The organism is Desulfitobacterium dichloroeliminans LMG P-21439 (assembly GCF_000243135.2).
Lineage (GTDB): Bacteria > Bacillota > Desulfitobacteriia > Desulfitobacteriales > Desulfitobacteriaceae > Desulfitobacterium > Desulfitobacterium dichloroeliminans.
The window spans coordinates 2,978,491-3,004,988 of record NC_019903.1 but is presented as its reverse complement, the minus strand read 5'-3'; the positions used below and the strand labels follow the sequence as shown (position 1 = coordinate 3,004,988).

The window sequence follows — 26,498 nt, the reverse complement described above, 5'->3', positions numbered from 1 at the left end:
ATCCCTAGAGAGAGTTTGGGAAAGGTGGAAACCAAACGGGTAAGCGAATCGGGGCACTTGGAGTGCATTTTAATGAAGGCGGATCCCGGAGCGGGATCAAGCAGGGTGGAACCGCGGGAAGAATACTCTCGTCCCTGTAGCAGAATGCTACGGGGGCGGGAGTTTTGTTTTTGTAAAAGGAACATCCTTCCGTAGCCCCTCCTTCAGGATGACAGACAGCTAATGCTGTCATCCTGACCAGAACAAAGTATCTTATAATACTTGAAACCTAGGCCATAAAAGAAAATTTACAAAACTTTTAAGTGGGAGGTAAACTATGAAATTTCAGGACATGATCCTTTCCCTGAATCAATTTTGGGGGGAGCAAGGCTGCATCATTGCCCAGCCCTATGATATAGAAAAAGGGGCAGGGACCTTTAACCCCAATACTTTTTTAAAAGCCTTAGGCCCCGAGCCTTGGAAAGTCGCTTATATCGAACCTTCCCGTCGTCCCACCGATGGACGCTATGGGGAGAATCCTAACCGTTTGCAACATTATTTCCAATATCAAGTCATCATTAAGCCTTCCCCGAACAATATCCAAGAGCTTTATTTGCAAAGCTTAGAGCGGTTGGGAATTAACCCGAAAGAGCATGATATTCGCTTTGTTGAAGATAACTGGGAATCGCCAACCTTAGGGGCTTGGGGTTTGGGTTGGGAGGTCTGGCTGGATGGCATGGAAGTCACCCAGTTCACCTACTTCCAACAATGTGGTGGGATTGACTGTAAACCCGTTTGCTCTGAGATCACCTATGGTTTAGAACGCCTAGCTATGTATATTCAAAACAAAGAGAGTGTCTTCGACATTGAATATGTAGGCGATATTACTTATGGTGATATCTATCTGCAAAACGAAATCGATTATTCCCATTACAATTTCGAAGCGGCCGATGTAGAAGCTCTACAGGTATGGTTTGATATGTACGAGAAGGAAGCAATCCGCACTGTTGAAAAAGGCCTAGTGCTTCCTGCTTATGATTATGTTCTGAAGTGTTCTCATACCTTTAACCTTCTCGATGCTCGCGGGGCGATCAGCGTCACTGAACGGACAGGCTATATTGCTCGTGTGCGCAACTTAGCTCGACTTTGTGCTCATGCCTATGTTGAGCAGAGAGAAAAGCTGGGCTTCCCCTTACTCAAGGGTCAGTCTGGAAAGGAGGTCGAATAAGATGGCTAAAGATTTTCTCTTAGAGATTGGTACGGAAGAAATTCCAGCGAAATTCGCTCCTGGTGTACTCCAGCAGCTTCAGGAACAAGCTATAGCGCAGCTTGAAGATTTGCGCCTAGATTATACGGACCTTAAGGTTTACACTACCCCTCGGCGCTTTGCCGTGCTTATTACTGGCTTAGCCGAAAAGCAAGCGGATTTTACTGCAGAGGTCAAGGGTCCTGCCGTCAAAGCAGCCTATGACGCGGCAGGCAATCCTACTAAGGCAGCCCAGGGTTTTGCTCGGGGGCAAGGAGTCGATCCCCAGGAACTTTTCGTTAAGGAATTGAATGGCGTTCCTTATGTCTATGCTCAGAAATCTGAAATCGGTCAAGCCACGTCAGAGCTGTTAGCTAAGTTTTGCTTGGATTTAATCACGGGACTCCATTTTCCTAAACCCATGCGTTGGGCGGACCTAGAGTTTCGTTTTGCTCGTCCCATCCGATGGATTGTGGCTTTGTTTGGCACAGAGGTCGTACCCTTTGAATTCGTCGGCCTAGAGTCTGGAAGAACCTCGCGAGGACATCGTACTCTAGGTGGTTCGGTTACGATTGAAAGTTCTGCCGAATATGTAGGGAAGATGCAAAAATCCTTTGTCATGGTGGATCCGCAACAACGCCGTCAGACCATTTTAGAACAGATTCATGTTCTTGCCGACAGGGTTGGTGGTGAAGTGGAAAAAGATGAGGATCTCCTTGAAGAAGTGACCCATATCATTGAATATCCGACCGCTCTCTTAGGTGAAGTAGCGAAAAACTATATGCATCTCCCTGAACCGGTAATTACCACTCCCATGAAAGAACATCAGCGCTATTTCCCGGTGCGCAATAAAGAAGGGAAATTGCTGCCTTATTTTGTAACGGTTCGCAATGGAGATGATTATGCTTTAGAGAAAGTACAAGCCGGGAATGAAAAAGTCCTCAAGGCACGGCTTGAAGATGCGGCCTTCTACTATCGCGAGGACCAAAAAACCTCCCTTGTTGACCTGGTCGAAAAGCTGGAGAAGGTCACTTATCATGAAAAGTTGGGCAGCGTTCGACAACGTGTCGATCGGATGTGTGCCTTAGCGGGAGCCATCGCTGAGCAAATCGGGGTGGCTGAAGAGCAAAAGTCCTTGGTTAAACGGGCGGCCCTTTTAGCAAAAGCAGATTTGGTCACGTTAATGGTCTATGATTTTCCTGAACTCCAAGGAATCATGGGTGCCGATTATGCACGAATTAGCGGTGAAAAGCCGGAAGTCTGCACAGGGATTCTTGAACATTACCAACCTCGTTTTGCCGGCGATGCTTTGCCGGAGTCCCTTGCTGGCCGGGTAGTCAGCATTGCTGATAAGCTTGACGCCATTGTGGGTGCCTTTGGAATTGGCATTCAACCCACCGGTTCGCAAGACCCATACGCCCTAAGACGCCAGGCTCAAGGCATTGTGGGAATCCTCTTGGAAGTAGGCTGGAATCTCGCCTTGGATCAACTTCTTAAAGCAGCCTATGTCAACTTCACCAACCAAGGGATAGGTCTGCTAGCCTTAGAAGATATCTCTGGGCCGCTTCAGGACTTCTTCCAACAGCGCCTACGCTTCGTATTACAAGAACAAGGACTGCGTTATGATACCATTGACGCAATCCTTGTCCAAGGCCATGATCAGATTACCCGGGCAGCTAAGAAAGCTCAAGTGCTGGCAGACAAAAGGGAGACCCCGGAATTTGTACCCTACTCCCAAGCCTATATTCGTTGCCTAAACCTTAGCAAAAAAGCCCAAGCTCAGCCCTTAGATACCAAGGTCCTCGTCGACCCTTCCGAAATCGCCCTCGCGGCCGCCCTTGAGGCAAGAAAAGAAACCTTAGCCGTATTGCTTGACCAAGGTGAATATGAGCAAGCTTACAACTTGGCGGCTGAGCTTATCCCTTTGATCGAAGACCTGTTTAATGCCGTTATGATTATGGTCGAAGATGAAGCTCTTAAGCAAGCCCGCCTAGCTCTTCTCACCGAATGTGCGGCTATTCTGGGCTGTATCGGGGATTTGAGTCTCTTAGCATAAGGATGCAGAAAGGAACCTGCCTAAAAAATGGGACAGGTTCCTTTTCACAACCGCCATTATTTTTTTTCAATTGGGCAATATAAATTAAAGGAAAACGAGAAATTGTGTGGAATAAATATCGGTATTATGTTAATTAGTATGTCACAATTGCCATATATTACGAATATATGTAAACACAAGCGAAGGATGAATGAGGTGAAAACGGGTTGGAGTTTTCGGAACGTCAAGCAAGAATTGTCGAAATTGTTAAGAGTTCAAGTCCAATTACTGGGGAACAAATTGCAGCCAAGCTTGATTTGACTCGAGCAACCTTGCGGCCTGATCTAACAATTTTAACCATGGCCGGTATCCTGGATGCCCGGCCTAGGGTGGGCTACTTTTTAAAAGAGCAGAAGGAAAGCTCACCCATTATGGAGCAGCTGCGTCTGCTAAGAGTTGGGGATTTTAAGTCTCTTCCTATTTCGGTCAGAGAAAACATAAGCATCTACGATGCTATCGTCACTATGTTTACCCAAAATGTGGGGACTTTAACGGTCGTAGGAGAAAACCAGAACTTAAAAGGGATGGTTTCCCGAAAGGATCTCCTCAAATCTGCTTTAGGAAAGACAGATCTTCAACAAGTGCCGGTAAGCATTATTATGACTCGGATGCCGAATATAATCATGACTACAGCGGATGAACCCATTCTTGACGCTGCTCGTAAGTTGACTTTACACCAGATTGATTCCCTTCCTGTTGTCGAAGCGTTCATCGATGAGAAGGGTGAAGAACGCTATGAGGTGATCGGTCGATTTACTAAGACGAATGTTGCTAAGATTTTTGTTCAGATCGGGACTCTGGGGAAACGATAGAATTTCCGGGGGCGGAAATATTTTATTTTGGAGGTGTAGCGTGACAAAGGAATTATCGGAGATGCCTGTCATATATATTATTTCGGATGCTTTAGGAGAAACCGCAGAATATGTGAGTCGAGCGGCGGCAGCTCAATTTTCGGGTGTCCGAACAAAAATTCGTAAAATCCCTTATGTACAGGATGAGATACACATCGATGAAATCATTGAAGAAGCGGTTAAAGAACAAGCTATTATTGTGTATACCCTCGTTGTCAAAAGGCTGCGTACATACTTAGAAGAAAAAGCGCAAGAACTTGGCCTAGATACTGTAGATATACTGGGACCACTGATTAACATTCTAGCAGATAAGACCAACCTTGCGCCCAGTTACACTCCGAACGTGACTCACCTCTTAGATGAACAATATTTCCGCAAGGTGGAGGCCATTGAATTCGCAGTAAAATATGATGACGGAAAAGACCCGCGGGGTGTGCTGTTAGCCGATGTCGTGCTAATTGGAGTGTCGCGGACCTCTAAAACTCCTTTAAGCATGTATTTGGCTCATAAAGGAATCAAGGCGGCCAATATTCCGCTGGTTCCGGAAGTATCTCCTCCTCAGGAGCTTTTCCAGATTTCCGGACAAAAAGTAGTAGGACTTACCTTAAAGCCTGATTTATTGAACCAGATCAGGACCGAGCGTCTAAGAACTTTAGGGTTAGGCGCTAGTGCTGATTATGCTAACTACCAGCGGATTGTTGAAGAATTGGAATATGCTCGAGGAATTATGCGGAAAGTAAGTTGCCCAGTCATCGATGCGACCGGGAAAGCGATTGAGGAGACAGCTTCCAGGATATTAGAAATCTTATATAAGGGGGATCGCAATGACTAAGAAGTTTGTGTACTTATTCCGTGAAGGTCAGGCTTCCATGAAAGATTTATTAGGAGGAAAAGGGGCTAATTTGGCCGAGATGACGAATATTGACTTGCCTGTACCTCCCGGGTTTACCCTTACGACCGAAGCGTGTAATGATTATTACGCCAATGGCCGCAACCTTCCCGAGGGAATTTGGGAGCAGATCGTACCGGCATTGGCTAATATAGAAGAGGCCACCGGGAAGAAATTTGGTGATAAAGTAAATCCTTTATTGGTTTCTGTACGTTCAGGGGCAAAGTTTTCAATGCCCGGGATGATGGACACAATTCTTAACCTAGGACTTAATGATGATACAGTAGAAGGGCTTGCGGAATCCACCCAAAACGCACGCTTTGCTTATGATAGCTATCGACGCTTTATTCAAATGTTTGGGAATGTGGTTCTCGAAGTTGAGCACCATGAATTTGAAAGAATCCTTGAGGAAACTAAAGAAAAACAAAAGGTGAGCTATGACTCTGAACTCTCTGCTGAGAGCTTAAAAGACATCGTAGTAGGATATAAAAGGCTTATTCAGCGGCGTACGGGCAGTCCTTTCCCCTTAGATCCCATGCAGCAACTTGAGCAAGCAATTCTAGCTGTATTTCGTTCTTGGAATAATGACCGGGCGATTGTCTATCGCAAAATCAATGAAATACCGGATAATATCGGAACGGCTGTGAATGTTCAATCCATGGTTTTTGGAAATATGGGTAATGATTCCGGAACGGGAGTTGCCTTCACCCGTAATCCTTCTACCGGAGAGCGAGCGCTTTATGGTGAGTACTTAATGAATGCCCAAGGAGAGGATGTGGTTGCGGGAATTCGTACTCCGCAACCTATTAAGAGCCTTGAGAATGAAAACAAGGATATCTATGCTCAATTTGTAGAGATATCCAATCGCCTAGAAGAACATTATCGGGATATGCAGGATATCGAATTTACAATCGAACGTGGTCGCCTCTATATCCTACAGACTCGTAACGGGAAACGAACTGCTCCCGCGGCCATTCGCGTTGCTGTAGAGCTGTGCCGGGAAGGGGTAATCTCTAAAGAAGAAGCTATCGTGCGTATCGAGCCCGGCCAATTGGGACAGTTGCTCCACCGGCGGATGGATAGTGAAGCGAAGTTAGAGGTTCTGGCTAAAGGTCTGCCGGCTTCCCCTGGTGCTGCTTCCGGGAAAATCGTCTTCGATGCTGATGAGGCAGAGCGATTAGGTCATGCCGGAGAGAAAGTTCTCTTGGTACGTACCGAGACAACACCTGATGATATTCACGGCATTCTTGCCGCTCAAGGCATCCTGACTAGCCGGGGCGGAATGACCAGTCATGCTGCTGTAGTGGCTCGTCATATGGGGAAACCTGCGGTATGCGGCTGTGAAGCCTTGAAGATTGATTATCAGAATGGCACTTTAACCATTGCTGGGATTACCTACTCAGAAGGTGCTCTTTTCTCTATTGATGGAGCGACAGGTCGAGTAATCAAGGGTCAAGTGCCGATGATTGACCCAGAGCTGAGCGAAGAATTCAAGGAACTCCTGGGATGGTCTGATGAGATTCGCAGCCTTAAGGTACTAGCCAACGCGGATAATCCCCGGGATGCCCAAAAAGCTCGTGACTTTGGAGCTCAAGGCATAGGCCTATGTCGGACAGAGCATATGTTCATGGATCCGGCACGGATTCCCATCGTTCAAGAAATGATCCTTGCGCAAAGTCTTCAGGAAAGAGAAGAAGCCTTGGCGAAGCTCCTGCCTATGCAGGAAGAGGACTTCTATGGCATTCTCAAAGTGATGCAAGGTTTTCCGGTCACTATTCGCCTTCTTGATCCTCCGCTCCATGAGTTCCTTCCGAATGTTGAAGAGCTCGTGGTGGAGATCACCAAGCTTAAAATGAACGGAGAGAATGAAGAAGAGCTCCGTGACAAGGAAGTCCTTTTGAGAAAGGTTAGAGCTCTTTCCGAATTGAATCCAATGCTAGGTCATCGGGGCTGCCGCTTGGGAATCACCTTCCCAGAGATCTATGCTATGCAAGCGCGGGCAATTTTCCAAGCCTCTTCCCGTCTCGTCAAGGAAGGCTATGAGATCCATCCTGAGGTTATGATTCCTCTCGTTATCCATGTAAAAGAACTTGAGAAGCTTCGCAAACTTACTGAGGAAAATGCTCAAGCTGTTATGGAAGAGCAAGGCGTCACCTTCGCCTATAAGGTAGGAACCATGATTGAAGTTCCTAGAGCGGCTTTGACTGCTGACGAAGTGGCCATTGCTGCAGACTTCTTCTCCTTTGGTACCAATGACTTGACCCAGACCACGTTAGGCTTCTCTCGTGATGATGCAGAAGGTAAATTCCTTCCAGCATATCTTGATCAGAACATCTTAGAGCACAATCCCTTTGCTGTCCTCGACCGCAATGGGGTGGGCAAGCTCATGAAGCTGGGAGTTCAGTTGGGACGCACTGCTAACCCAGACTTAAAAGTGGGAATCTGTGGCGAGCATGGTGGAGATCCGTCGTCGATTGAGTTCTGCCATATGATCGGGTTGAATTACGTGTCCTGTTCTCCATTCCGAGTGCCGATTGCTCGGTTGGCTGCAGCCCAGGCCGCTGTTATCAACAAAGACCAATCGAAGTAAAGTTTGACACTACTAGATGTTGCTCGCAAAGTAAAAACACCTAGTCTTTAAGGAACCTAATAAAAAATTAAGCAGGGTATTATCTCTTAGTGATTCAAGAGGTAGTATCCTGTTATTTTAGATAAAACTACTAACGAACTGAACAATTGTTTATTATGCCATAATTATGGTATAATAATGGCATAATAATATAATGAAAAGGAGGTTGGGAATTATGCCCCAAATTATTCCTATTAAGGATTTGAAAAATACAAGCGAAATTTCTCAAATGTGTCAAGCGTCCGATGAGCCGGTCTTTATTACAAAAAACGGTTATGGGGATATGGTTATTATGAGTATGAAACTATATGAAGAAAAAATGTTTATGCTTGATGTTTATGGTAAGCTTATTGCGGCTGAGGAACAAATAACTGAAGGTAAAGTGCTCGACGGGGACACTTCTTTAAAGAGAATTAGAGAAAAATACAATGTATAAGTTAAAGGTTTCTGAGTTAGCGCATCAAGATTTGGATAAGATCGTTTCATATATTGCTGTACAATTAGCCAATCCAAAGGCAGCAGGTGATTTCCTAGATGAAGTGGATACATGTTATGGTTATTTGAAGAGTAGCCCTTTGATGTATGCAAAATGTCAAGATAAACGGCTGGAGAAAGAGGGTTATCGCAAGTTAACGATTAAAAATTATGTACTTGTGTATAAAATTGATGAGGTCTCCAAAACTGTCAACATTTTACGCTTCTTCTACGGGGCGCAGGATTATGTAAATCTGATATAGAATTATGGTCGCAGGAAGTGTTCCATAATGTGAAAAAATGAGATTGGTCTTTGTTTGAACTCGAGAGCTTATATTAAATGAAGGTACAAATTCAGGGTTGTTTTTGCATAGAATATTCAATTCTTGCCGTCGGATGGTCATAATAGAGGAATTTTCTGCTGTCAAGAAAAGGAGGTGCAGCTATGCTTCGCATAGCAGTTTGTGATGACCTGCTTGATCAACTCGCAATCATCGTCGAATATATAAAGGATTTCATAGAAATTAACGCTCTTGATGCCGAGGTTCGCCAGTTTGATCATCCTGATGGATTGCTGACGGCTTGCGAAACGGAGCGGTTCCATATTTATATCCTGGATATTGTGATGCCGATGATTAATGGGATTGAGCTGGGCAAGGAGATTCGCCGACTAGATCGGGAAGGGCAAATTATCTATGCTACCACCGAGCCATCCTTTGCGTTTGAATCATTTTCTTCAAATCCTATTAATTACCTTCTAAAGCCTATAGATAAAGAGCGGCTATTTCAAACTCTGGATCTCGCCATTTCCAAGGTGAATACCGCTGAGGAAAACATCATTACCATCAAAACCAAGGACGGCCTTCGCGTGGTGAAGTTGTCGTCCATTATTTTCTGCGAATACGTGAAGCATACCGTTCTCTATACGCTGATGGGTGGAGAGAGGCTAACCACCCGCACCATCTCGGAAAGCTTTTCCGAGCATGTTCGTCCGCTCCTTTCTGATGGGCGCTTTCTTCAGCCCCATAGTTCGTTTGTGTTGAACATGAGCCGGGTAGAAGGGTTTTCAAAGGATGGATTCGTGATGCGAGGCGGAACGGTAATCCCGATTCCTGCCAAGCAATACCCAGCGGTGAGAGACATCTATATGGACTACCTGCTCGCCAGGGAGGGGTGTAAATGAGCGCTTTGCTTCCCGATTTTTTACGCGGTACGGTAACTGACATCATGAACATCTTGTTGATGCTCACGCTGCTTCAGGCAAAGTATAGTAAAAAAGTAACAGGTCTTGGGATGGCAGGCATTTTGATCGTCAATTTGCTAGTGAACGGATTCGGTTACCTTACCGGGAACCTCACATTGCTGGCCAAGCTAGACTTTATTTTATGGCTGGTCATTTGCTTTGGTGCACGTCCCTTGTTCCGGGACAGCTTTATGCAGTGGTTGTTTAGCGTCCTCACCGTGTGGAACCTAAGTATGTGCGTTATAGTGCTTAGTTTCTCTCTTTCTCGGTTGATGCCCTATCCCATGTATGCCAATACACTGGTGCGGCTGGTGCTGTATGCCGGGATTTTACTCCTGCTACACGGGTATGTCCGCCCCTTGTATCGGCAAATAGTGGAGTCTTGGAACGTGTTTTTTTACGTGGCGGTAGCTCTTACAGCTGCCCTATCCTTTTATTTTGTCAGTGGAGAGGATGTCGTCCGTACTCTCACCGAACAGGCGGTGCCAATCCATCTTCTTGTTCTCGTTACAGTGGCGGTCTATGTATCTATCGGCTTTTCCCTTAAAACCCTTTCTCGCGAGTATGCTCTGCGGGAGGAAAACCTGAGGATGCAAAACAGTCAGGAGCTGTTACACGTGTCGGCTTCCGCTATGGAAGATCGGATCAATCTGTTGGATGCGTCCCGTCAGCAAAGCTGTATTGCCGACCATGACCGCCGCCATTTCAACAACACCCTACTGGAGCTGTTGGAGCAGCATAAAACCGAGGACGCCATTGCCTTTCTCAAGCAGCAGTCCAGTAAGGCATCAGCCAAAGTGATAAGTTACTGCGAAAATACGGCGGTAAATGCTGCTGTGTGCTATTATGCAGGGCTAGCGGAGGACAAAAACATCACCACTGAGATGAGTCTGGATATCCCCAACGCCCTGCCGGTGGATTCGCTGGAGTTGGCCATGGTGATTTCCAATCTGATAGAAAATGCCATTCAAGCCTGTGAAGGCGTGGAAAAAGACAGAGAGAGGACGATCCGGTTCATCTGCCGCCAGGTAGGCAGGCTCGCCCTGGAGATCAGCAACCCCTGCGCCGTGGCCGTTCTTGACGAAAAGGGACACCCGATCGCTACAAAGAACGGTCACGGCGCAGGTACCAAAAGCGTGCTTGCCTTTGTTGAGAAATATGATGGGGAGATCCTGTATCAGATTGCCGACGATATTTTCCGGGTCCGTATGCTGGTATAACACAGCGGTCTTTGTATTTGTCCAATTTTAATAAATAATGCGGTTTTTTAGCGCTTTTTAAGCATAAAAACGAGTCCTTTGAGAAAAGAGGCTCGTTTTTTGTTTTCATATGGTACGTTTTCACTGTAAAGCTTAGAGCTAGAAAGGTCGTGAACGGTTATGGTAGAGCCAAAAAACAGACGGGATAAAGACGCGCCCCTGACTGCACCCAACGCAGAAGGAAACGTCTGGCCCAAACAAAGCTGCTCAGCCTTTGAACCTAGGGAAGGCGCAGCAGCTGGTCTGTGCCAATGCTGGTACTGCCGTTATGCGGACTTTCATTTGGATAAACCCAGGGCGCTGGAGGTAGGCATCTGCTACTGGCCCAAAAAGGTCATGAAATGAAGAAGAACATCACAGAAGGGAAATGAAAATGCACATGAAAAAGACACTCAGTATGCTACTGGTTGTGTGCATGCTGCTTGCACTGCTTCCGGTTCAGGCACTGGCTGCGGATCCTCATTCTCGCTGTTAAAAACATGGGAAGATCTAAGGGTAGCAGCTAATAATGCGCCGACAGACGGCACCTGGCAACCATCGTAATCAGCAATAGCTTTGAAGCGACCGGTAGTGCATTTATTAGATTGAAATTTTTTGAGGAATTGTTTTGCTTTGGTAAGAAATAAGTATTGATTAATATAGATAGTGAGAAAGGAGCTAATTCTTATGCCAGGTAAGATAGGAGAATTAATAGATAAGATTATTGAAGATAGGGCAAAAGGCAACTCAGCTATAGCAGAAATGACAAAAGCTGAATTAATCTTAAAAGGAATTTATTCTGATAAATATGACAATAATTGTAGTGACGAACCTGAAATTCTTGAAAAATTAATTAATATAAGGAATCAGTGGAATTGTAAAGAACTTAATAAGGATGGCTGCAATTTTAAGCTAGCCTTTTCAAAAGGGGATACTGAAGGTGAAGTTATCTTAGATATTCAAAGTCAACTGAGTAACTGTAATGAGATAAAATTTAGCAGCAATATTCTGGAGAATATGAAAGTTAGATTACTTAAATCAGGAGATATTGTACAAGAAACCCAAAAAGCCATAGAGGAAAAAAAGCAGGCTTTAGGTAAAAGACTTACCGGCATCTTAAGTTTTGATTGTTTATATCGTAGGTTGGAACTGGATCAGAAGCAGAAGGATATAGTTGAAGAATATGGTGAAATATTCAAGAGTATTTTTACAGTAGGTTGTTATACCTATGGTGAGGTTAATATAGGATATATGAACCAGACTTCTAATATGTTAATTTTTGAATACGAAGACAGAGGGCAAAGTGAGACTCAGGATGATTATGATTATGTATACAACAATGATAATCAGCGATTAACTGAAGCAAATCGTAAATTAGAAGGGGAAGTGGCGAATCTTAGACACAAGCTTGAGATGGCTACTCAGGAACTGAAAATATTTAACATTATGTTGGAAGAAGATATCACTGGCAGGACAGAAAGAGAAGAGTATATAAAGCATTTATGTTATCACGATGAATTAACGGGTCTTTATAACCGTAGGTTCTATGAAGAGGCAATCAAAAGGTTGGATAACGTAAATAATTTGCCTATATCAATTATTATAGGAGATGTCAATAATTTAAAGATGATTAATGATACATTGGGTCATGCTAAAGGAGATGAAATTCTACAAAAATCTGCGATTGCCTTGAAAGAATCGTGTCGCGGTGATGATATCATTGTACGTTTTGGTGGTGATGAATTTGTCATTTTGCTACCCCAGACTTCCCAAGAGAAGGCTGAGAAAATAGTTAAGCGCATAGGAGAATGTTCCTCCAAGCAATTTGTAAGCGATGTTCCTGTTAGTATTTCTTTGGGTTCGGATACAAAAGAGAATACCGATAAGAGTATAGCAGAAGTATTTAACAATGCTGAAAATTTAATGTATAAACAAAAAATGAATTTAAAGCATATTTAAGCCGCTATTCCGAAGGGCGTTGACGTTGAGGTTCCTTCGGATCACACATTCCTGATTCCTGTATATATTTTACAGGAGGAGGGTTTCCTTGCATCAAGGCAACGGCTTGTCCTTCATAGGTAGGCCTGTCAAATTTTGCACCAGTGCCAAATTTGACAGATACCTTTACCATTCCTTTGTTATTTCTTCTGATCTGTGTAGTAAGTCATTCTTTAGGCTAAGTTTGTATTGCTACACAAGGCCAACAGCTTCCTTAAGGATTTGTTAATTATTTAGCATGATTTTGATAATGGGCTTAAGAGCCTTTTTTTTCTATAATTTAATATGGATGGGTAAGGAGGGAGAAAAGGGTCTCAAGCTAAATCATGAAAGAAAGGGGGGGAATCATGAAATATAGCGGGGCGGAACATGAAAAAACCGATACTCAAGGTGGCAAACCCAAAAAAACATCTAGGAAAACATTAGTTATTGGTCTTTTGGCAGTATTGTGTCTCACAGCAGTTATAGGTGTTCAAGGAGTACACGCGCTTACAAAGGATCCTAGTTATTGTGTCTCTTGTCATGTTATGGAGCCTGTTTATGGAACGTGGAGCCATTCATCACACAGGGAAATAGTCGGTTGTAACGATTGTCATACCGATCAAACCAACTATGCGACAAAGACGTATACCAAAATTACCTCAGGAGTTCAACATCTTTATCACAATACCTTTAGTGATGTTCCTGACAGCATTCGAATGAACGAGAAAAACAACGAAATGGTTCAGAATAACTGCTTAAAATGTCATCAAGATGTGGTAAGAAATATAAGCATGGATCCTAGTCGACAATGTTTTGATTGTCACCGCTATACTCCACATAGTAATTATCGTTAAGGGAAAGGAAAGGTAGGTAAAGATTGTGAGAAAACGTGGAATAATACTCCTTAGCTTGATGGTCATCTTAGCCGTCAGTTTAGTTGCAGTTGGCTGCGCCTCATCGGGTAGCCAGCAGGCCGTTTCTTACCGTGCGGAAATCGCACCCGGAACCCTATCCGTAGACGAATATGCCAAATATTATCCTAAGCAATATGACACATTCATGAAAACTTCAGAAATGTCCAACGAAGGCAGTAAATATGGCGGTTCTGAGGAATTCGATAAGTTGGTCCAATGGCCCTTCTTAAAAGAAATATTTGCCGGTTATGGATTTGCTATCGAATATAATGAAGATAGGGGACATAACTACACCCTTGAAGATGTATCGAAAATTAAACGTATTAATGAAAAAAGTATCGCTTCCTGCTGGACCTGTAAATCAGCCAATATAGAGGGTATAGTGGAAGAGATGGGCGATGATTATTATGGCGCTAATTTCCATGACCTCAAGAGTAAAGTTACGGAAGGCATAACCTGTGCTAATTGTCATGATCCCCAAACCATGAAGTTAGTTATTACCCAACCCCCTTTACGCGATACACTCACTCGTTTGGGTAAAGATCCTGATAAGTTGACGACTCAAGAGCTACGGACGTTGACCTGCGCTCAATGCCATGTGGAATATTATTTCGCTGGGGATAAGAAAGTGGTCACTTTCCCATGGGATAAAGGCACCACTCCGGATGATATTCTCGCTTATTATGAAGAGAAAGGTTTCTCGGATTGGAAGCATGCAAAAGCAGGAACGCCTGAAATTAAGGTGCAACACCCTGAATTTGAAACATTTTCGGGTAGTACCCATGCAGAGGCCGGTTTATCTTGCGCAGATTGTCATATGCCTTATAGCATGAATGGTGGCGAAAAGATTTCTTCACACTGGTGGACCAGTCCGCTTAAGACAATGAATGAAAGCTGTATGACCTGCCATCGGGAAGGCGAAGAATGGTTAAAAGAGCGGGTATTCTATACTCAAGATAAAGTTGCGGATACGATGGCTACGGTAGGGAATGTGAATGTCGAGGCAATCGAAGCCATCGCGGCGGCAGATGCTGAAGGAGCTAATAAAGCACTTCTTGAAGAAGCGCGTGCTCTCCAGCGCAAGGCTCAATTCTATGTTGATTGGGTTGGAGCAGAGAACTCCATGGGCTTCCATAATCCTCAGCTGACCTTTGATAGCTTAAGTAAATCTTTAGATTATGCTTACCAAGCAATCAATAAGGCGACTGAAGCCAGAACGGGAGTGGCTACCCCACAATTTGAAGTGAACGCTCCCAAGACCAACAGCGAAACGGTCAAGCAAATGTCGAAAAAAAGTTAATCGACCAGTTTTACTAATCGTAAGTTAATGTTATCTGAAGGAAAACTCAATAGTTATTGAAAAACAGAGGTGTCTTCCTCTGTTTTTTCATATCCGTGCCAAATCCGTTGAATAAGTCCTAAACCACTGTTTAGATTAGGTAAACTTTATATAAAAAGAAACTTATATAGTAATATTGAGATTATTGAGGAAAAGGTATAAAATCAGTTTGTGAGCCGGAATAGATAGCTAAGACAGTATCTCTAGAGAAAAAATGGATAAGCGTGGTGAGTGATGCTGGACGAAGAAAAAGGACTTTATAGCATTGGAACGGTGGCAGAGTTAATTGGAGAACATCCAGAAACCCTAAGGGTCTGGGAAAGAAACAACTTAATTCATCCGGATCGGGCGAAATATCAAAGGAAATATTCCAACAACGATTTGTTACGCCTGAAGTTCATTAAATTTTTAATGGATGAAAAGGGATTAAACATCGCGGGTGTAAACCAAATAACGGCTATGTATTCCTGTTGGTATAATCGTAATTGTAAAGGTGGAGCATTGAAGAATAGCTCGACAATCGTTAATGAATCCAAGCCGTGTTGGAAGATCGAGGGGAGCTACTGCCCGATTGCCAGTGATAAGAGTGAGCTATGTAGTTCTTGTGAAATGTTGAGGACTTGTTCCGGCTGTACGGGGTCCAAGTAGATGGAGCCCCTAATTGAGAACCATTTTGTGGTTCTCTTTTTTCTTTGCAGGTGATTTTTCTGTAAGATTATGGTAATGTTGACAGCAAAAGTAGGGCAAAGAAGCTATACCAATGGTTGTAGTGTATTTCACCACAACTCTGTCGCAAATAATGTCGATGATTTTTAGGAGAATGGGCAAATATCCTGACATACTTAATTGAATGTTTGGTTTAAACTGAAGTAAACTAGCCAAAGGTATGTAGGCTCATTCTTGTATAAGAAGAAGCGATATCAAATGATATGGCAAGCATCAAAGGGTTCCTTAGTAAAATAATAACATAATTCTATTTAATGAAGGAGAAAACCTATGAACAACAACGTTTTAGAAAATAAGGTGGCGAAATCCTTTGCAATATCAGACTTATATCAGCTATTATCCCTTTCCTTGCGACTGCCCACCCATGAGCTTGCGGAGGCTCTCCTTAATGGAAGCTACCGGCAGGACAGCCTCAATATCCTAGAGGAGCTTTCCTGTAGCCAAGAGGATAGAGCACGAGTTGGGGAAGCATTCGGACGGTTAGTAGGGCCAAAATCGGAATCGACGCCCTTTTTGATTAAGATGAGGCGAGAGTATACACGACTTTTTGACGATCCCAAAAAGCCAGCATTAAATATTTATGAGACCTTATATCTCCATGATCCTGCTGATAAGCAAGGGGCTATGCTTTTTATGAGTCCTGCAGCCCTGGATGCTGAACGCTGCTACAAGGATGCCGGGGTGATTTTGGTCAACCAATCAGCAGAACCGGCAGATCATTTAGCTACCGAGTTGGAGTTTATGCTGTATCTTCATGGAAAAAAGGGTAAGGCCATGCAAGAACAGAACTTAGAAGAAATCGAGAAAATGGAAAAGCAAATCCAGCAATTTGAGACGCTGCATTTAAAAAAGTGGTGTCCGAGCTTTTTTGAACGCCTTGAAAACGAAGCAAAATGCCAATCTTACCAGGCCATTGCCTTATTAGCGAAAATAGGCCTAGCCCCAATACTAGTGTAAAGAGAATTTCACAAGAGGGTGCTATTCAAGCATAATTTGCGGGCATCTCATGCGGTGGGGTTCTGCTTAAGATAGCAATACTTAAAAGGAGTGGGAGCACATGTTATTCAATAAAGCTAGATATGTGCAAATTGACACAAATCGGTGTTTGAATCAGCAACACAATGGTGTGGAATGTAACCATTGTGTTTCCCATTGTCCGGGACAAGCTTTAATTTTATCAGATCATCAGATCTATTTAATTCAGGATCAGTGCTTCGGGTGCGGGCTCTGCTTTGCTGATTGCCCAACTGAGGTTTTTAGCTCTACCCAATGGGATGAAACCACCATTCGTGCTGCAGTGGAGGAACAGGATGCTGAAGTGACTCAGTTCTTTTGCGGGTATCATTCCAGTCCTTATCTGTGCAAAGAAGATAAGGAAAAGGGGGCAGTCCAAGTCCCTACTTGCTTAAGCAGTTTATCCAGGGGAATGTGGTATGATCTAGGCCTGATGACAGGGGTGGAGCTACGCTTGGATGAATGTCAGGATTGCCCCATGAAGTCCTGTTTGGACAGGCTGAACCTAGCAGTAGAGACAGCCATGGAATGGTTGACCGCTTCTGGTCACACCCCGGATTTTTCTCTAGTCTACAAAGCAGAAAAAGCTAAGAAAAAGAAAAAGCTTCAAGCAATTTCTTCAGGTTTAAAAGTCACTTCCCGTCGGGATCTTTTCTTGTCCTTAATGGGGCGCAAAGAAGAGAGTGAGCTTAAGAAGCAAAGAAAAGCTTCGCAAGAATCCGTCGAGACGAAGAAAAATGAACGAATCAATATCTTGCCGAATTGGCAAAGGCGTCTAGAAGAAAGTTATTCTATGAACAATCAGGGTGGGGGAAGTCCTGCTTATTGGCCTTCCATTCAAATGAGCACACAATGTGTGAACTGTGGAATGTGTGGACGTTACTGTCCTACTCAAGCCTTAAAGATTACAGTGGAAGATCAGCAATGCATCCATTCATTTGTCAGTGGACGATGTTTGGATTGTCGCATCTGTATGTTATCCTGTCCCACCAAGTCCATCCTCCGTGATCGGCTTCCCGATACGGAACCCTACGAGGAAAAGCCCATATTTAAGGCTCAGGTGGGGGAGTGCAAAGTGTGTGGGGCAGAAACCATTACCAGTAAGGATAATCTATGTTACTGGTGTAAGGAAGAACCATCTGAAGAGGATTTGCTGGCAGATGTTCGTAAAAATTTATTTGGAAGTAGATTAATTCATGGTGGAAAAAAATAGATTCATAAAAATATCCAATCAAGCTATTGTGAGATTGGGATATTGATTATGGGAGCACTGCTGCAAAATATTGGACTATTTTAACTAAATGTGGAAAGTATTTAAAAGGATTTCCTGAAGGGGGAGTCCTTTAGTTATGTCCGTAAAAGTCACCACAATAACAGACAAATCTATTTCCTTTGTTATCGGACAACAATTCCGGTAGATATACGATACAATAGGATAGGATAATAGCAAGTTTCTATGATATGATTTTCACATAGGGAAGTCTAGCCATCACATAGTAGTCATTTGAGCCATGATCAAAAATCACGCGAGGTGTTCAATAGATGGATGAACAAATGGTTTTAAAGCTTATAGCCGATAATCTGAATGCTCAAGCAGAGATACAACGATTGCAGCAGCGAGAAATGACGTTGGAGCGAATCTGTAAGCAAGCCATTGATGAGTTGGAAAACAGCAAGAAGCGACTATCAAGAGAACTTCATGATGAACTCGGACAAGCCATGACCTCGATTTTGCTCCAATTAAAGATGTTGCAACATGAAGAGAATGTGGAAGTGATCCATGATCGCTTAGGGGGACTCCGCTACCTTACCCAGCAGACCATCGAAGATGTAAGACGTTTGGCTATGAATCTACGCCCTACTGTGTTAGAGAACTTGGGATTGATTTCTGCACTAGAATGGTATATTGAGGATTATCGCCGCTACTCGGGAATAAAGGTTACTTTGGTAAGTCCAAGGCTAAAGAAACGTCTTCCAAGTGAAGTGGAAACTGTGGTATACCGTGCTGTACAGGAAAGCCTGACCAATGTCGCCCGTCATGCAGAGGCATCTCTTATTACCATAAGGGTTAATTTTTGTGAGCATGGTCTCGAACTTTACATAGGGGATAATGGGAAAGGAATGTCGTGTGGAGACCTAAAAAGAGGTCTTGGTCTCTTAGGTATGGAAGAACGCGTGAGGTTAGCTGGTGGAGATTTTAAGATAAAGAGTAGACTTGGGCAAGGAACGGAAATCACGATTACATTACCCTTGAAGGATGAAGGGGGAGAAATGAATGAACCGTAAAATCCGTGTTTTTCTTACAGATGATCACACCCTGCTGCGGAATGCCTTAACGATGCTACTGGAAGGGCAAGAAGATATGGAAGTGGTGGGCGAGGCAGCTAGCGGTTGTGAGTGTCTTGAAGGGGTGAAGCATAAAAAGCCGGACGTCGTGTTGATGGATATCAGCTTGCCTGATTGTGATGGGGTAGAGGCAACGGGTAAGATCTTGACCGCATTGCCCGAGACACGAGTTATTGCGGTGACCATGCATGTGGAGGATGAATACCTCCTTAGATTTCTCAATGCCGGCGGTAGAGGGTATGTTCATAAATCAGCTGCAGATCGAGAGCTCATTAAAGCCATACACACGGTCGTAAAGGGAGATGTGTTCTTGAGTGCTACCGGAGTACAAGTGATGGCCAACCAATACTGTAGCACAGAAAGTGTATCCGAGGTAACGCCGGATATCTTATCGGACAGGGAGCTTCAGGTGCTGCAATTTTTAGCCCGAGGCTTTACCAGCAGAGAAATTGGGGAAAAGCTCTTTTTATCCCCTCGCACTATCGAGACCTATCGGGAACGAATTACCGTCAAGCTGAAACTGGAGCACCGGTCTGATCTGGTAGATTATGCTATTCGATATAAGCTTTTAGGATAAGGGGAATTTTTACGGACACAACTGTCCTTTTTCTTACTGTTACCTCGAGAGAATAATCAAGGTTTTATCCCTACAGATAAAGGTTAAGGGATAGGCTAGAATGAAAATTAAGTTGTGCATAGTCGCACAAAGGAGCTGTTTTTGATTGGAAAAATTGAGTTGTATTGTGGCAATCCCCCATCTTTGGTTACGCCAAGTGGTTGCTAGAATCTTTGAAGCTGCCCGGGTTAAATGCCACTGCGTGGAAAGTATGGCAGAGCTCAATCAGGCCGTTAGCGATGGGGAAGACAGGATGGTTCTGGTTATCGTGGACGTCTTTTCCTACACCCAGTATTATCGGGACATCTTCGCTGAGAGCAAGCAGAAAAACCCAGGACTGTCCATCCTTGCGCTGGTTTCCACAAGCAATGAAGGTTACCGCTACGAGTTGATGACGGCAGGGGCAAGCGCGGTGGTGATCAAAGAAGAGGCAGATGAGGAACTATTTCCTGCTTTGATTAAAGTGCTTCGGGATAAAAAGCTCAACGATGCTGTGGCTCGGTTATTGGAAAATCAAAAACAGTGGATCACTCTCATCAAAGAGGAGGTAACTGAATTGGAAAAGGAAGAGCAAAAAGGTGCACTGCAATCAAAACTTTCACGCCGTACCTTTTTAAAGGCTTCGGCAGTGACTGCGGCGGCTACGGGAGCTATTGCGGCAAATCCTTGGGGTCCGGGTATGAAGGCACTCGTTACGGCCAGTGAAAGCCCTGCCCTTGTTAGCGAAGAGAAATTGGTGTCCAGTGCCTGCCGTTCTAACTGCTTCCAGAGCTGTCGGCTGAATGCCCATGTCCGAGATGGTAAATTAGTCAAAACTACACCGGCTCCTTGGCCTGATGGGGAATACACAGGATGCTGCTTGAAAGGTTTGTCCCTTGTTCAACGCACCTATAGTCCTACGCGTATCAAACACCCCCTGCGCCGTGTGGGTGAACGAGGAGAAGACAAATGGGAAGTCATCTCCTGGGATGAGGCCATTACTGAGATTTCTGAGAAGTTTATGGATATTCAAGCAAAGTATGGCCCCAAATCCCTAGCCTTTGATATCGGTTCAGGTAACTATGGTTTAGTCCATGGATGTCTGGGAATTTTCAATCGATTGACTAATTCCATTGGCTGTACAAAACTCAATGTTTGTTATGACCAAGCCACAGGGTATGGCGCTGACCGAGTTATTGGTGGGAGTGTTTGGCTGTGGGGAAATGAACCTCGTACCATGATGGATGCAAAAACAATTATTATCTGGGGATCTAACCCCGTCTATTCACAACCCCAGAACTGGCGTATCCTCAAAGAAGCTCAGAAAAACGGGACGAAGGTTATTACCATCGACCCCATCTATTCGGCAACAGCCAATAAATCCGATGAATACATCCCCATCGTTCCCGGCTCGGACCTCATGCTGGCGCTCGCTATGATCAAATATATTATGGATGAGGACCTAATCGATGTTGATTTCGTAAAGAAGAGAAGCACGGCGCCTTTCCTGGTGCGCAAGGATAATGGAAAAGTTCTACGCAAGAGTGATTTTGTTTCCGATATCCCAGCTGAAGAAGATGACTACTATGTCTGGGATAGTGCCGCCAACAGTCCGGCTCTCCTAAAAGAAGGTCCTCAAGATGTAGCCATCGAAGGAGCCTACACCATTCAGGGTGTTAAGGTGGAGACCGTCTTTACCCTGCTGAAGAACCATGTTCAGGAGTACACCTTAGAGAAAGCCAGTGACTATACCAAGATTCCGGTAGAGAAGATCAAGGATTTGGTCAAAGCCTATGTCTCTGGACCCACCATGATTTACACCAACTATGGAATCGACCACTACCAAAACGGCCACCTATGGTCTGCTGCAGCCTTCATGATGGCCTCCCTTACTGGGAATATTGGAGTCAAGGGTGCAGGATTCACGGGTTTATTTGTTCAGAATATCCCCTTTAATTACGTGGGTATGTATGTGACCAACGGCAAAATGGCTGATGGAACCACACTTCCTCAAACAGAGTTTTACAAGGCCGTGAGAGATCAAGCCTTAGAAGGAAAACCCTATCCCATTAAAGCGATGTACACTACCTCATCCAATTCCATGAGCAACTGGGCGCAACAAAACACTTGGTTCACCGATATTTTGCCCAACCTAGAATTCAATGTGGTGGTCGATACAGAACTTACAGATACAGCACGTTATGCGGATATCGTCTTACCTGCTTCCTTCTGGTTTGAAGTCAATGACCTTCGTACCGCCTATAATAACCCCTATATCTACATGCAAGAAAAAGCCATTGAGCCTTTGTATGAAAGCAAGCCTGACGCAGAAATCATCGCTATGATTGCTCACAAGATGGGACTGGGACAATACTTCCCTAAAGATATGGATGACACAGACTGGATCAAAGTCTTATTGGATTCTGATGATCTACGCAAAATGGGTATTACCTATGATCGACTTATGGAGGAAAAGGTCGTTCGGGGAACAGGAAGTGCGGAAAATCCCTTTGTTCGAGGTGAAGCTTTCTTCTACACCCCTACAGGAAGAGCTCAACTCTACTGTGAGAATCCTCTACCTAGAGTCAATTATGGGCAAGATCTAACAGGAATCATCGAGAAAGAACGATTGCCTTATTTCAAACCTCCCGGTGAGGCTTGGAGAGATAACCCCTTGTTCGCCAAATATCCCTTGGTGTTTATTCAGGAGCACGCAAAGTATCGTACCCATACCCAGTGGTACAATGTACCCTTGTTGCGTGAATTGGATCCGGAACCCCTCGTCAAAATCAGCCGCGAAGATGCAGAGATACGGGGAATCAAGACCGGTGATATCGTAGAGGTATTTAATGACCGAGGAAAGGCCGTGGTGAAAGCCGAAGTCAATGATTCCATAAGTACCGGTGTGATTAGCATTCCGAAGGGTTGGCAGCGTGAGCAGTTCATCGAGGGCTGTTTCCAGGAATTAACCAATGCTACTTCGGACCCTATGGCCGTAAATTTTGCTTATTTTGATTGCTTGGTTGATGTAAAAAAGAGATAAAGGGGGTATAGAATGATGCGTTATGCAATGGCGATAGATCTAGACCGCTGCACCGGTTGTCACGCATGTGCGGTAGCATGCAAGGTGGAAAACAACTTAGCCAACGACATTTGGTGGAATCGGATTTTGACCGTGGGTGGGGAATCGATGGATACCCCGAAAGGAAAATTTCCTAATTTGCAAATGGAATTTCTCCCTTTGAATTGTCAGCATTGTGAGAATCCTGCTTGCGTGAAGGCTTGCCCTATAGGAGCAACCTATCGACGTGAGGAAGATGGTATCGTGATACAAGACTACGATAAATGCATCGGCTGTCGGTATTGTATGGTAGCCTGTCCATACAGCGCTGTTCGTCAGTTTAATTGGAAAAAACCCGAATATGCCATCGAGGTAGCCATGGGTGATGCTACAGTCACCCCTCATCAGTACAATACGGTGGAAAAATGTACATTCTGCAGTCACCGCCTAGCTCAGGGGCAGAAGCCGGCCTGTATAGATACCTGCCCCAATCGTGCTCGTATTTTTGGAGATATTGATGATCCCAACAGCGATGTGAGCAAGGCGATTAGCGGCCGTAGTCATTTTCAACTGCTCGAAGAGAAGGGAACCAAGCCTTCGGTCTATTATTTAACTTAAAGAGGTGTAAAGATGGCTGTTGTAACAAATACAAAGAAAACCAGCTCCGTAAGTGGATGGAATATCTTGTTTGTTTTATTGACTGCTCTGGGTGGAGTTTGCTGGGGAATGCAGCTTAGCAAAGGCTTGCAGTTGACCAATTTAGGTACTAATAATATGTGGGGACTTTATATTGTAGGCTTTACAATTTTCACCGGAGTTGCGGCAGGGAGCTTGCTTCTGGCTGCCTTACCTTACCTGTTTAAGCAGAATGAGTTTAAACCCTACACCCGGATTGCCGCCTATTTAGGGGCGGTATCCAGCGTCGTAGCAGCTTCTCTGTTTATTATCGTGGATATAGGAAACCCTGAACGGGCCTGGCTCTTTATTACCAGTGGTAATTTAAGTTCACCCATGTTTTGGGATTTCCTTATGCTGGCTGCTTATATGGTGATTTCAATTATTTTTACTCGCCAGCTGATATTGGTGAATGAGGGCAAGAAGGCTGAAGGATCCGTTAAGACCATAGCAGTAATCGCCTTTGTGGCGGGGATCCTCGTTACCGTTACTTCCTTTGTATTCTCCTTCCAGATAGCCCGTCCCTTATGGAATACTCCCGTGCAACCCCTGTCCTTCCTGATTGCAGCCCTGATCGCTGCCCTATCCATTCAAATAATTATGGCTGTAATTCTTAATAAAAAGGGATACATCTCGATGCCAGTGAACTTACTGGCCAAGATGGGGAAAGTGGCTGCAATCCTGTTGTGTATTGAACTCATCGTGGTGGTGGGAGATGTGCTAATAGGGCTGTATCCCGGCGGTGGAGAAGAGTATGCTTCCTTTACTTGGCTCGTATCTGGAGAAGGCGCTTTGGGCTTCTGGGCGGAGATCGTGGCTTTGATTGTGGCCATTGTGTTGCTGGCCAACCAAGGTTCTGCATCAAAAGCAGGAGGGCTGGCAACCGGTGCCGTCATCGCCCTGATAGCCATCTATCTCATCAAGTCCAATCTACTCCAGGCTCAATTGTTCAATCCGTTAATCACCCTGCCCGGGCCGCAGATGCTTGGCGAGCCAACCGGTCCCTATATTCCTTCCTTGCTTGAAGTTGGTGTGTCTTTAGGTATCGTTTCCTTAGGAACATTGCTTTTGAATTTGGGCTTGAGCAAGCTTAATCTGGGAACAACTACAAAAGGCTAGGAAGTAAAGGGCACACATGAAGGAAATCTAGTATAGATCTTCGCAAATTTAAGAAGGACTTCTCAGATCATAATGACTTGAGAAGTCCTTCTTTGCTTATCCTCACTACTTTTTACCATTATTATAATTATGTCTGTCGCTCATGCTATAATAGGACTACAAAGCTAACCTCAAAGGAGGAGTCCCAACTATGGAGAACATTCGGCTCCGGACAGAACAAGAAGAAAGGGAGCGGCTGTCGCTCTATGCTGCCAAAAGCAGTGAAGCTAAACGGGATCGAGAGGAAGAGGAATGTACTATTCGGACGAAATTCCAACGGGATCGGGACCGGATTTTGCATAGTAAGCCCTTTCGTCGGCTTAAGCATAAGACCCAAGTCTATATTGCCCCGACAGGGGATCATTATCGGACGCGCATGACCCATAGTTTGGAAGTCTCCCAGATTTCCCGCACTATAGGCAGAGGGCTGCGCTTAAACGAAGATTTAATTGAAGCTATCTCATTGGGCCATGATGTGGGACACACTCCTTTCGGACATGTGGGAGAGGAGGCCATTACCAAGCTCATTGGCCGCTTTGAGCATAATGAACAATCGATCCGTATCCTTACCGTGCTCACAGAGGGAGGAAAAGGGTTAAACTTAACCCGCGAAGTTTTGGACGGTGTTCTCAATCATACAAGTGAAGGAATACCCTATACTTTAGAGGGTCAGATTGTCAAGACGGGGGACCGTATCGCCTATCTCTGTCACGACTATGATGATTCTTTACGGGCAGGACTGATTAAAAAAGGTGATCTGCCTGAACATGTGGTAAAAACTTTGGGGGAAAAGCCAAGCCAGATGATCACGACGATGGTAGTAGACATGATTGAGAGTTCCCAGAGCCAGACCGCTATTAAGCAGTCCTCACTCGTGGCTGAGGCCATGAAGCAGTTCAGGGTCTTTATGTTTGATCGGGTCTATAATAGCGATACCCTTCGCGAGGAACGCCGCAAAGGGGAGTATGTTGTTCAGGCTTTGTTTCAGTATTATATGGAGAATTTGTCTCAACTTCCTCAGGAGTATCTTGAATGGGCGAATGGAAATCAGGTGATGGCGGTCGTCGATTATATCTCAGGATTGACCGATAATTACGCCATCGAACTCTTTCAGAAGTTACTTGTGCCGAGGCACTAACCTTTCGTTCTAGTAATATACATAAAGATGGCGAGCCAGTAGGCTCGCCATTCGCTGTTAGATATCTCTATTCTTCAAATTACTTTAAAATCAAGCTCTCATCCGGCTCGACGGGAATTGAAGTGTCTAAGCCGCCGAGAATAGCTGCTTTAAGTTCGCCTTCGAGAAGGAACTCAACACTTTGAACATCCGGAAGTTTAGTAAGAGTGTTCACGATGCTGAAAAGAACCATTTCCTCCCCGGTGGTACCACCCTTGAAGTTTTCTCGAAAGGATTTAGAAAGATTAAGGGTTGCCACACCGTCTTTAATCTTAACATCGAGAAGTTCCGTTTTCTCGGGAAGGGGGGCAACGGACCCAGTTGAAGGATTGGTAAATTCCTTAAAAATTTCTTTTATGGCAGCCGCGCTAGTTTCCTCGGTCACATTGAGAGTCCGTTTCGTAGCGACAAGGCCCGAAGCATCAGGGGTAGGAAAATATAGTGTAACATCCATAGTTTTGTCAACGGTCGCAGTGGGTTCAGGAGGTTGGGGCTCAGCGCCATTGGGTGAAGAGGTATTCGTGGGCGGGGTATTTTTAGAGATATCATCGGATCCACAGCCTACCGTTGTAAAGACAAAGAACAAAAAAGAAACAGCAAGGATGAAACTGCGAAATTTCAATTTATTCATGGTTGACCTCCCACCTTTCTTATTTTATTTTAGCACGAAAAAGCTAAGCGGAAAAGGATAGACGGTTCCATTTGAAGTAAAGGAAAGAAAAAGTCGAAATAAAGGAGGAAATAGTTAAGCAAAGTAGAATAATAAATTAGAGATAATAAATATACCTAGAATATATATTGTACACCATTAACGCCGGATTTTAAAGAAATAGTTAAAAAGAGGATTCCAGAGTTTTTTGGCGAACAAT

23 protein-coding genes are annotated in these 26,498 nt (G+C 44.4%); 21 read left to right on the top strand and 2 right to left on the bottom strand.

From position 1 onward, the window contains the following. Positions 1-316: 316 nt before the first annotated feature. The 10 genes from glyQ (at position 317) to DESDI_RS17370 (ending at position 12,603) form a co-directional block, all read left to right on the top strand. A complete protein-coding gene (gene glyQ / locus DESDI_RS14290; RefSeq protein WP_015263325.1) occupies positions 317-1,207 on the top strand; it encodes a glycine--tRNA ligase subunit alpha in 891 nt (296 codons plus the stop codon). Between the two features lies 1 nt (position 1,208). After that, positions 1,209-3,281 (top strand): glycine--tRNA ligase subunit beta, encoded by a 2,073-nt coding sequence (gene glyS, locus DESDI_RS14285; RefSeq protein ID WP_015263324.1) that lies wholly within the window; start codon positions 1,209-1,211, stop codon positions 3,279-3,281. 206 nt (positions 3,282-3,487) lie between these two features. Continuing rightward, positions 3,488-4,132: a transcriptional regulator CcpN gene (ccpN, locus tag DESDI_RS14280; protein WP_015263323.1), complete on the top strand. Its 645-nt coding sequence runs from the start codon at positions 3,488-3,490 to the stop codon at positions 4,130-4,132. A gap of 61 nt (positions 4,133-4,193) precedes the next feature. Beyond that, a complete protein-coding gene (locus DESDI_RS14275) occupies positions 4,194-5,003 on the top strand; it encodes a pyruvate, water dikinase regulatory protein (RefSeq protein ID WP_041219986.1) in 810 nt (269 codons plus the stop codon). Then, complete coding sequence (ppdK, locus tag DESDI_RS14270; protein WP_015263321.1) at positions 4,996-7,650, top strand: pyruvate, phosphate dikinase; 2,655 nt, start codon at positions 4,996-4,998, stop codon at positions 7,648-7,650. The genes DESDI_RS14275 and ppdK overlap by 8 nt, the downstream gene beginning before the upstream one ends. Positions 7,651-7,864: 214 nt before the next feature. Further along, positions 7,865-8,125 carry a type II toxin-antitoxin system Phd/YefM family antitoxin gene (locus tag DESDI_RS14265; RefSeq protein WP_015263320.1) on the top strand — a complete coding sequence of 87 codons (261 nt, stop codon included), beginning with the start codon at positions 7,865-7,867 and terminating at the stop codon, positions 8,123-8,125. Next, the gene (locus DESDI_RS14260; RefSeq protein ID WP_015263319.1) at positions 8,118-8,426 is read left to right on the top strand and encodes a type II toxin-antitoxin system RelE/ParE family toxin; all 309 of its coding nucleotides are present in this window, start codon (positions 8,118-8,120) and stop codon (positions 8,424-8,426) included. The genes DESDI_RS14265 and DESDI_RS14260 overlap by 8 nt, the downstream gene beginning before the upstream one ends. A 182-nt stretch (positions 8,427-8,608) precedes the next feature. Further along, positions 8,609-9,346: a LytR/AlgR family response regulator transcription factor gene (locus DESDI_RS14255; protein ID WP_015263318.1), complete on the top strand. Its 738-nt coding sequence runs from the start codon at positions 8,609-8,611 to the stop codon at positions 9,344-9,346. After that, positions 9,343-10,626, top strand: a complete 1,284-nt coding sequence (locus DESDI_RS14250) for an ATP-binding protein (RefSeq protein ID WP_015263317.1) — start codon at positions 9,343-9,345, stop codon at positions 10,624-10,626. Before DESDI_RS14255 ends, DESDI_RS14250 begins: the two co-directional genes overlap by 4 nt. A 705-nt stretch (positions 10,627-11,331) precedes the next feature. Then, positions 11,332-12,603, top strand: coding sequence for a sensor domain-containing diguanylate cyclase (locus DESDI_RS17370; RefSeq protein ID WP_015263315.1), 1,272 nt, complete (start codon positions 11,332-11,334; stop codon positions 12,601-12,603). Between the two features lie 4 nt (positions 12,604-12,607). Here the strand turns inward: DESDI_RS17370 and DESDI_RS17925 are convergent, their stop codons facing one another. Then, complete coding sequence (locus tag DESDI_RS17925; RefSeq protein ID WP_156801139.1) at positions 12,608-12,775, bottom strand: hypothetical protein; 168 nt, start codon at positions 12,773-12,775, stop codon at positions 12,608-12,610. A gap of 214 nt (positions 12,776-12,989) precedes the next feature. On the opposite strand from DESDI_RS17925, the gene nrfH reads away from it, so the two are divergent. The 11 genes from nrfH to DESDI_RS14185 all read left to right on the top strand — a co-directional run bounded on the left by nrfH (position 12,990) and on the right by DESDI_RS14185 (position 25,590). Next, on the top strand, positions 12,990-13,478 hold the full coding sequence (gene nrfH / locus DESDI_RS14235) for a cytochrome c nitrite reductase small subunit (protein WP_015263314.1): 489 nt from the start codon (positions 12,990-12,992) through the stop codon (positions 13,476-13,478). A 25-nt stretch (positions 13,479-13,503) separates the two neighbouring features. Next, positions 13,504-14,838 (top strand): ammonia-forming cytochrome c nitrite reductase subunit c552, encoded by a 1,335-nt coding sequence (locus tag DESDI_RS14230; protein WP_015263313.1) that lies wholly within the window; start codon positions 13,504-13,506, stop codon positions 14,836-14,838. A 273-nt stretch (positions 14,839-15,111) separates the two neighbouring features. After that, a complete protein-coding gene (locus tag DESDI_RS14225) occupies positions 15,112-15,525 on the top strand; it encodes a MerR family transcriptional regulator (RefSeq protein WP_015263312.1) in 414 nt (137 codons plus the stop codon). A gap of 348 nt (positions 15,526-15,873) precedes the next feature. Then, a complete protein-coding gene (locus DESDI_RS14220; RefSeq protein ID WP_015263311.1) occupies positions 15,874-16,560 on the top strand; it encodes a TorD/DmsD family molecular chaperone in 687 nt (228 codons plus the stop codon). A 100-nt stretch (positions 16,561-16,660) separates the two neighbouring features. Beyond that, complete coding sequence (locus DESDI_RS14215; RefSeq protein WP_015263310.1) at positions 16,661-17,830, top strand: 4Fe-4S dicluster domain-containing protein; 1,170 nt, start codon at positions 16,661-16,663, stop codon at positions 17,828-17,830. Positions 17,831-18,159: 329 nt separating this feature from the next. Then, the gene (locus tag DESDI_RS14210; RefSeq protein WP_015263309.1) at positions 18,160-18,903 is read left to right on the top strand and encodes a sensor histidine kinase; all 744 of its coding nucleotides are present in this window, start codon (positions 18,160-18,162) and stop codon (positions 18,901-18,903) included. After that, a complete protein-coding gene (locus DESDI_RS14205; RefSeq protein WP_015263308.1) occupies positions 18,893-19,540 on the top strand; it encodes a response regulator in 648 nt (215 codons plus the stop codon). The genes DESDI_RS14210 and DESDI_RS14205 overlap by 11 nt, the downstream gene beginning before the upstream one ends. A gap of 145 nt (positions 19,541-19,685) precedes the next feature. Further along, the gene (locus DESDI_RS14200; protein WP_015263307.1) at positions 19,686-22,601 is read left to right on the top strand and encodes a molybdopterin-dependent oxidoreductase; all 2,916 of its coding nucleotides are present in this window, start codon (positions 19,686-19,688) and stop codon (positions 22,599-22,601) included. A gap of 15 nt (positions 22,602-22,616) precedes the next feature. Next, positions 22,617-23,237, top strand: a complete 621-nt coding sequence (locus tag DESDI_RS14195; protein WP_015263306.1) for a 4Fe-4S dicluster domain-containing protein — start codon at positions 22,617-22,619, stop codon at positions 23,235-23,237. A gap of 12 nt (positions 23,238-23,249) precedes the next feature. Beyond that, a complete protein-coding gene (gene nrfD, locus DESDI_RS14190) occupies positions 23,250-24,413 on the top strand; it encodes an NrfD/PsrC family molybdoenzyme membrane anchor subunit (RefSeq protein ID WP_015263305.1) in 1,164 nt (387 codons plus the stop codon). Positions 24,414-24,603: 190 nt separating this feature from the next. Continuing rightward, positions 24,604-25,590, top strand: a complete 987-nt coding sequence (locus DESDI_RS14185) for a deoxyguanosinetriphosphate triphosphohydrolase (protein WP_015263304.1) — start codon at positions 24,604-24,606, stop codon at positions 25,588-25,590. Between the two features lie 79 nt (positions 25,591-25,669). Here DESDI_RS14185 and DESDI_RS14180 read toward each other — a convergent pair whose 3' ends face one another. Further along, a complete protein-coding gene (locus DESDI_RS14180; RefSeq protein ID WP_015263303.1) occupies positions 25,670-26,260 on the bottom strand; it encodes a GerMN domain-containing protein in 591 nt (196 codons plus the stop codon). Positions 26,261-26,498 lie beyond the last annotated feature (238 nt).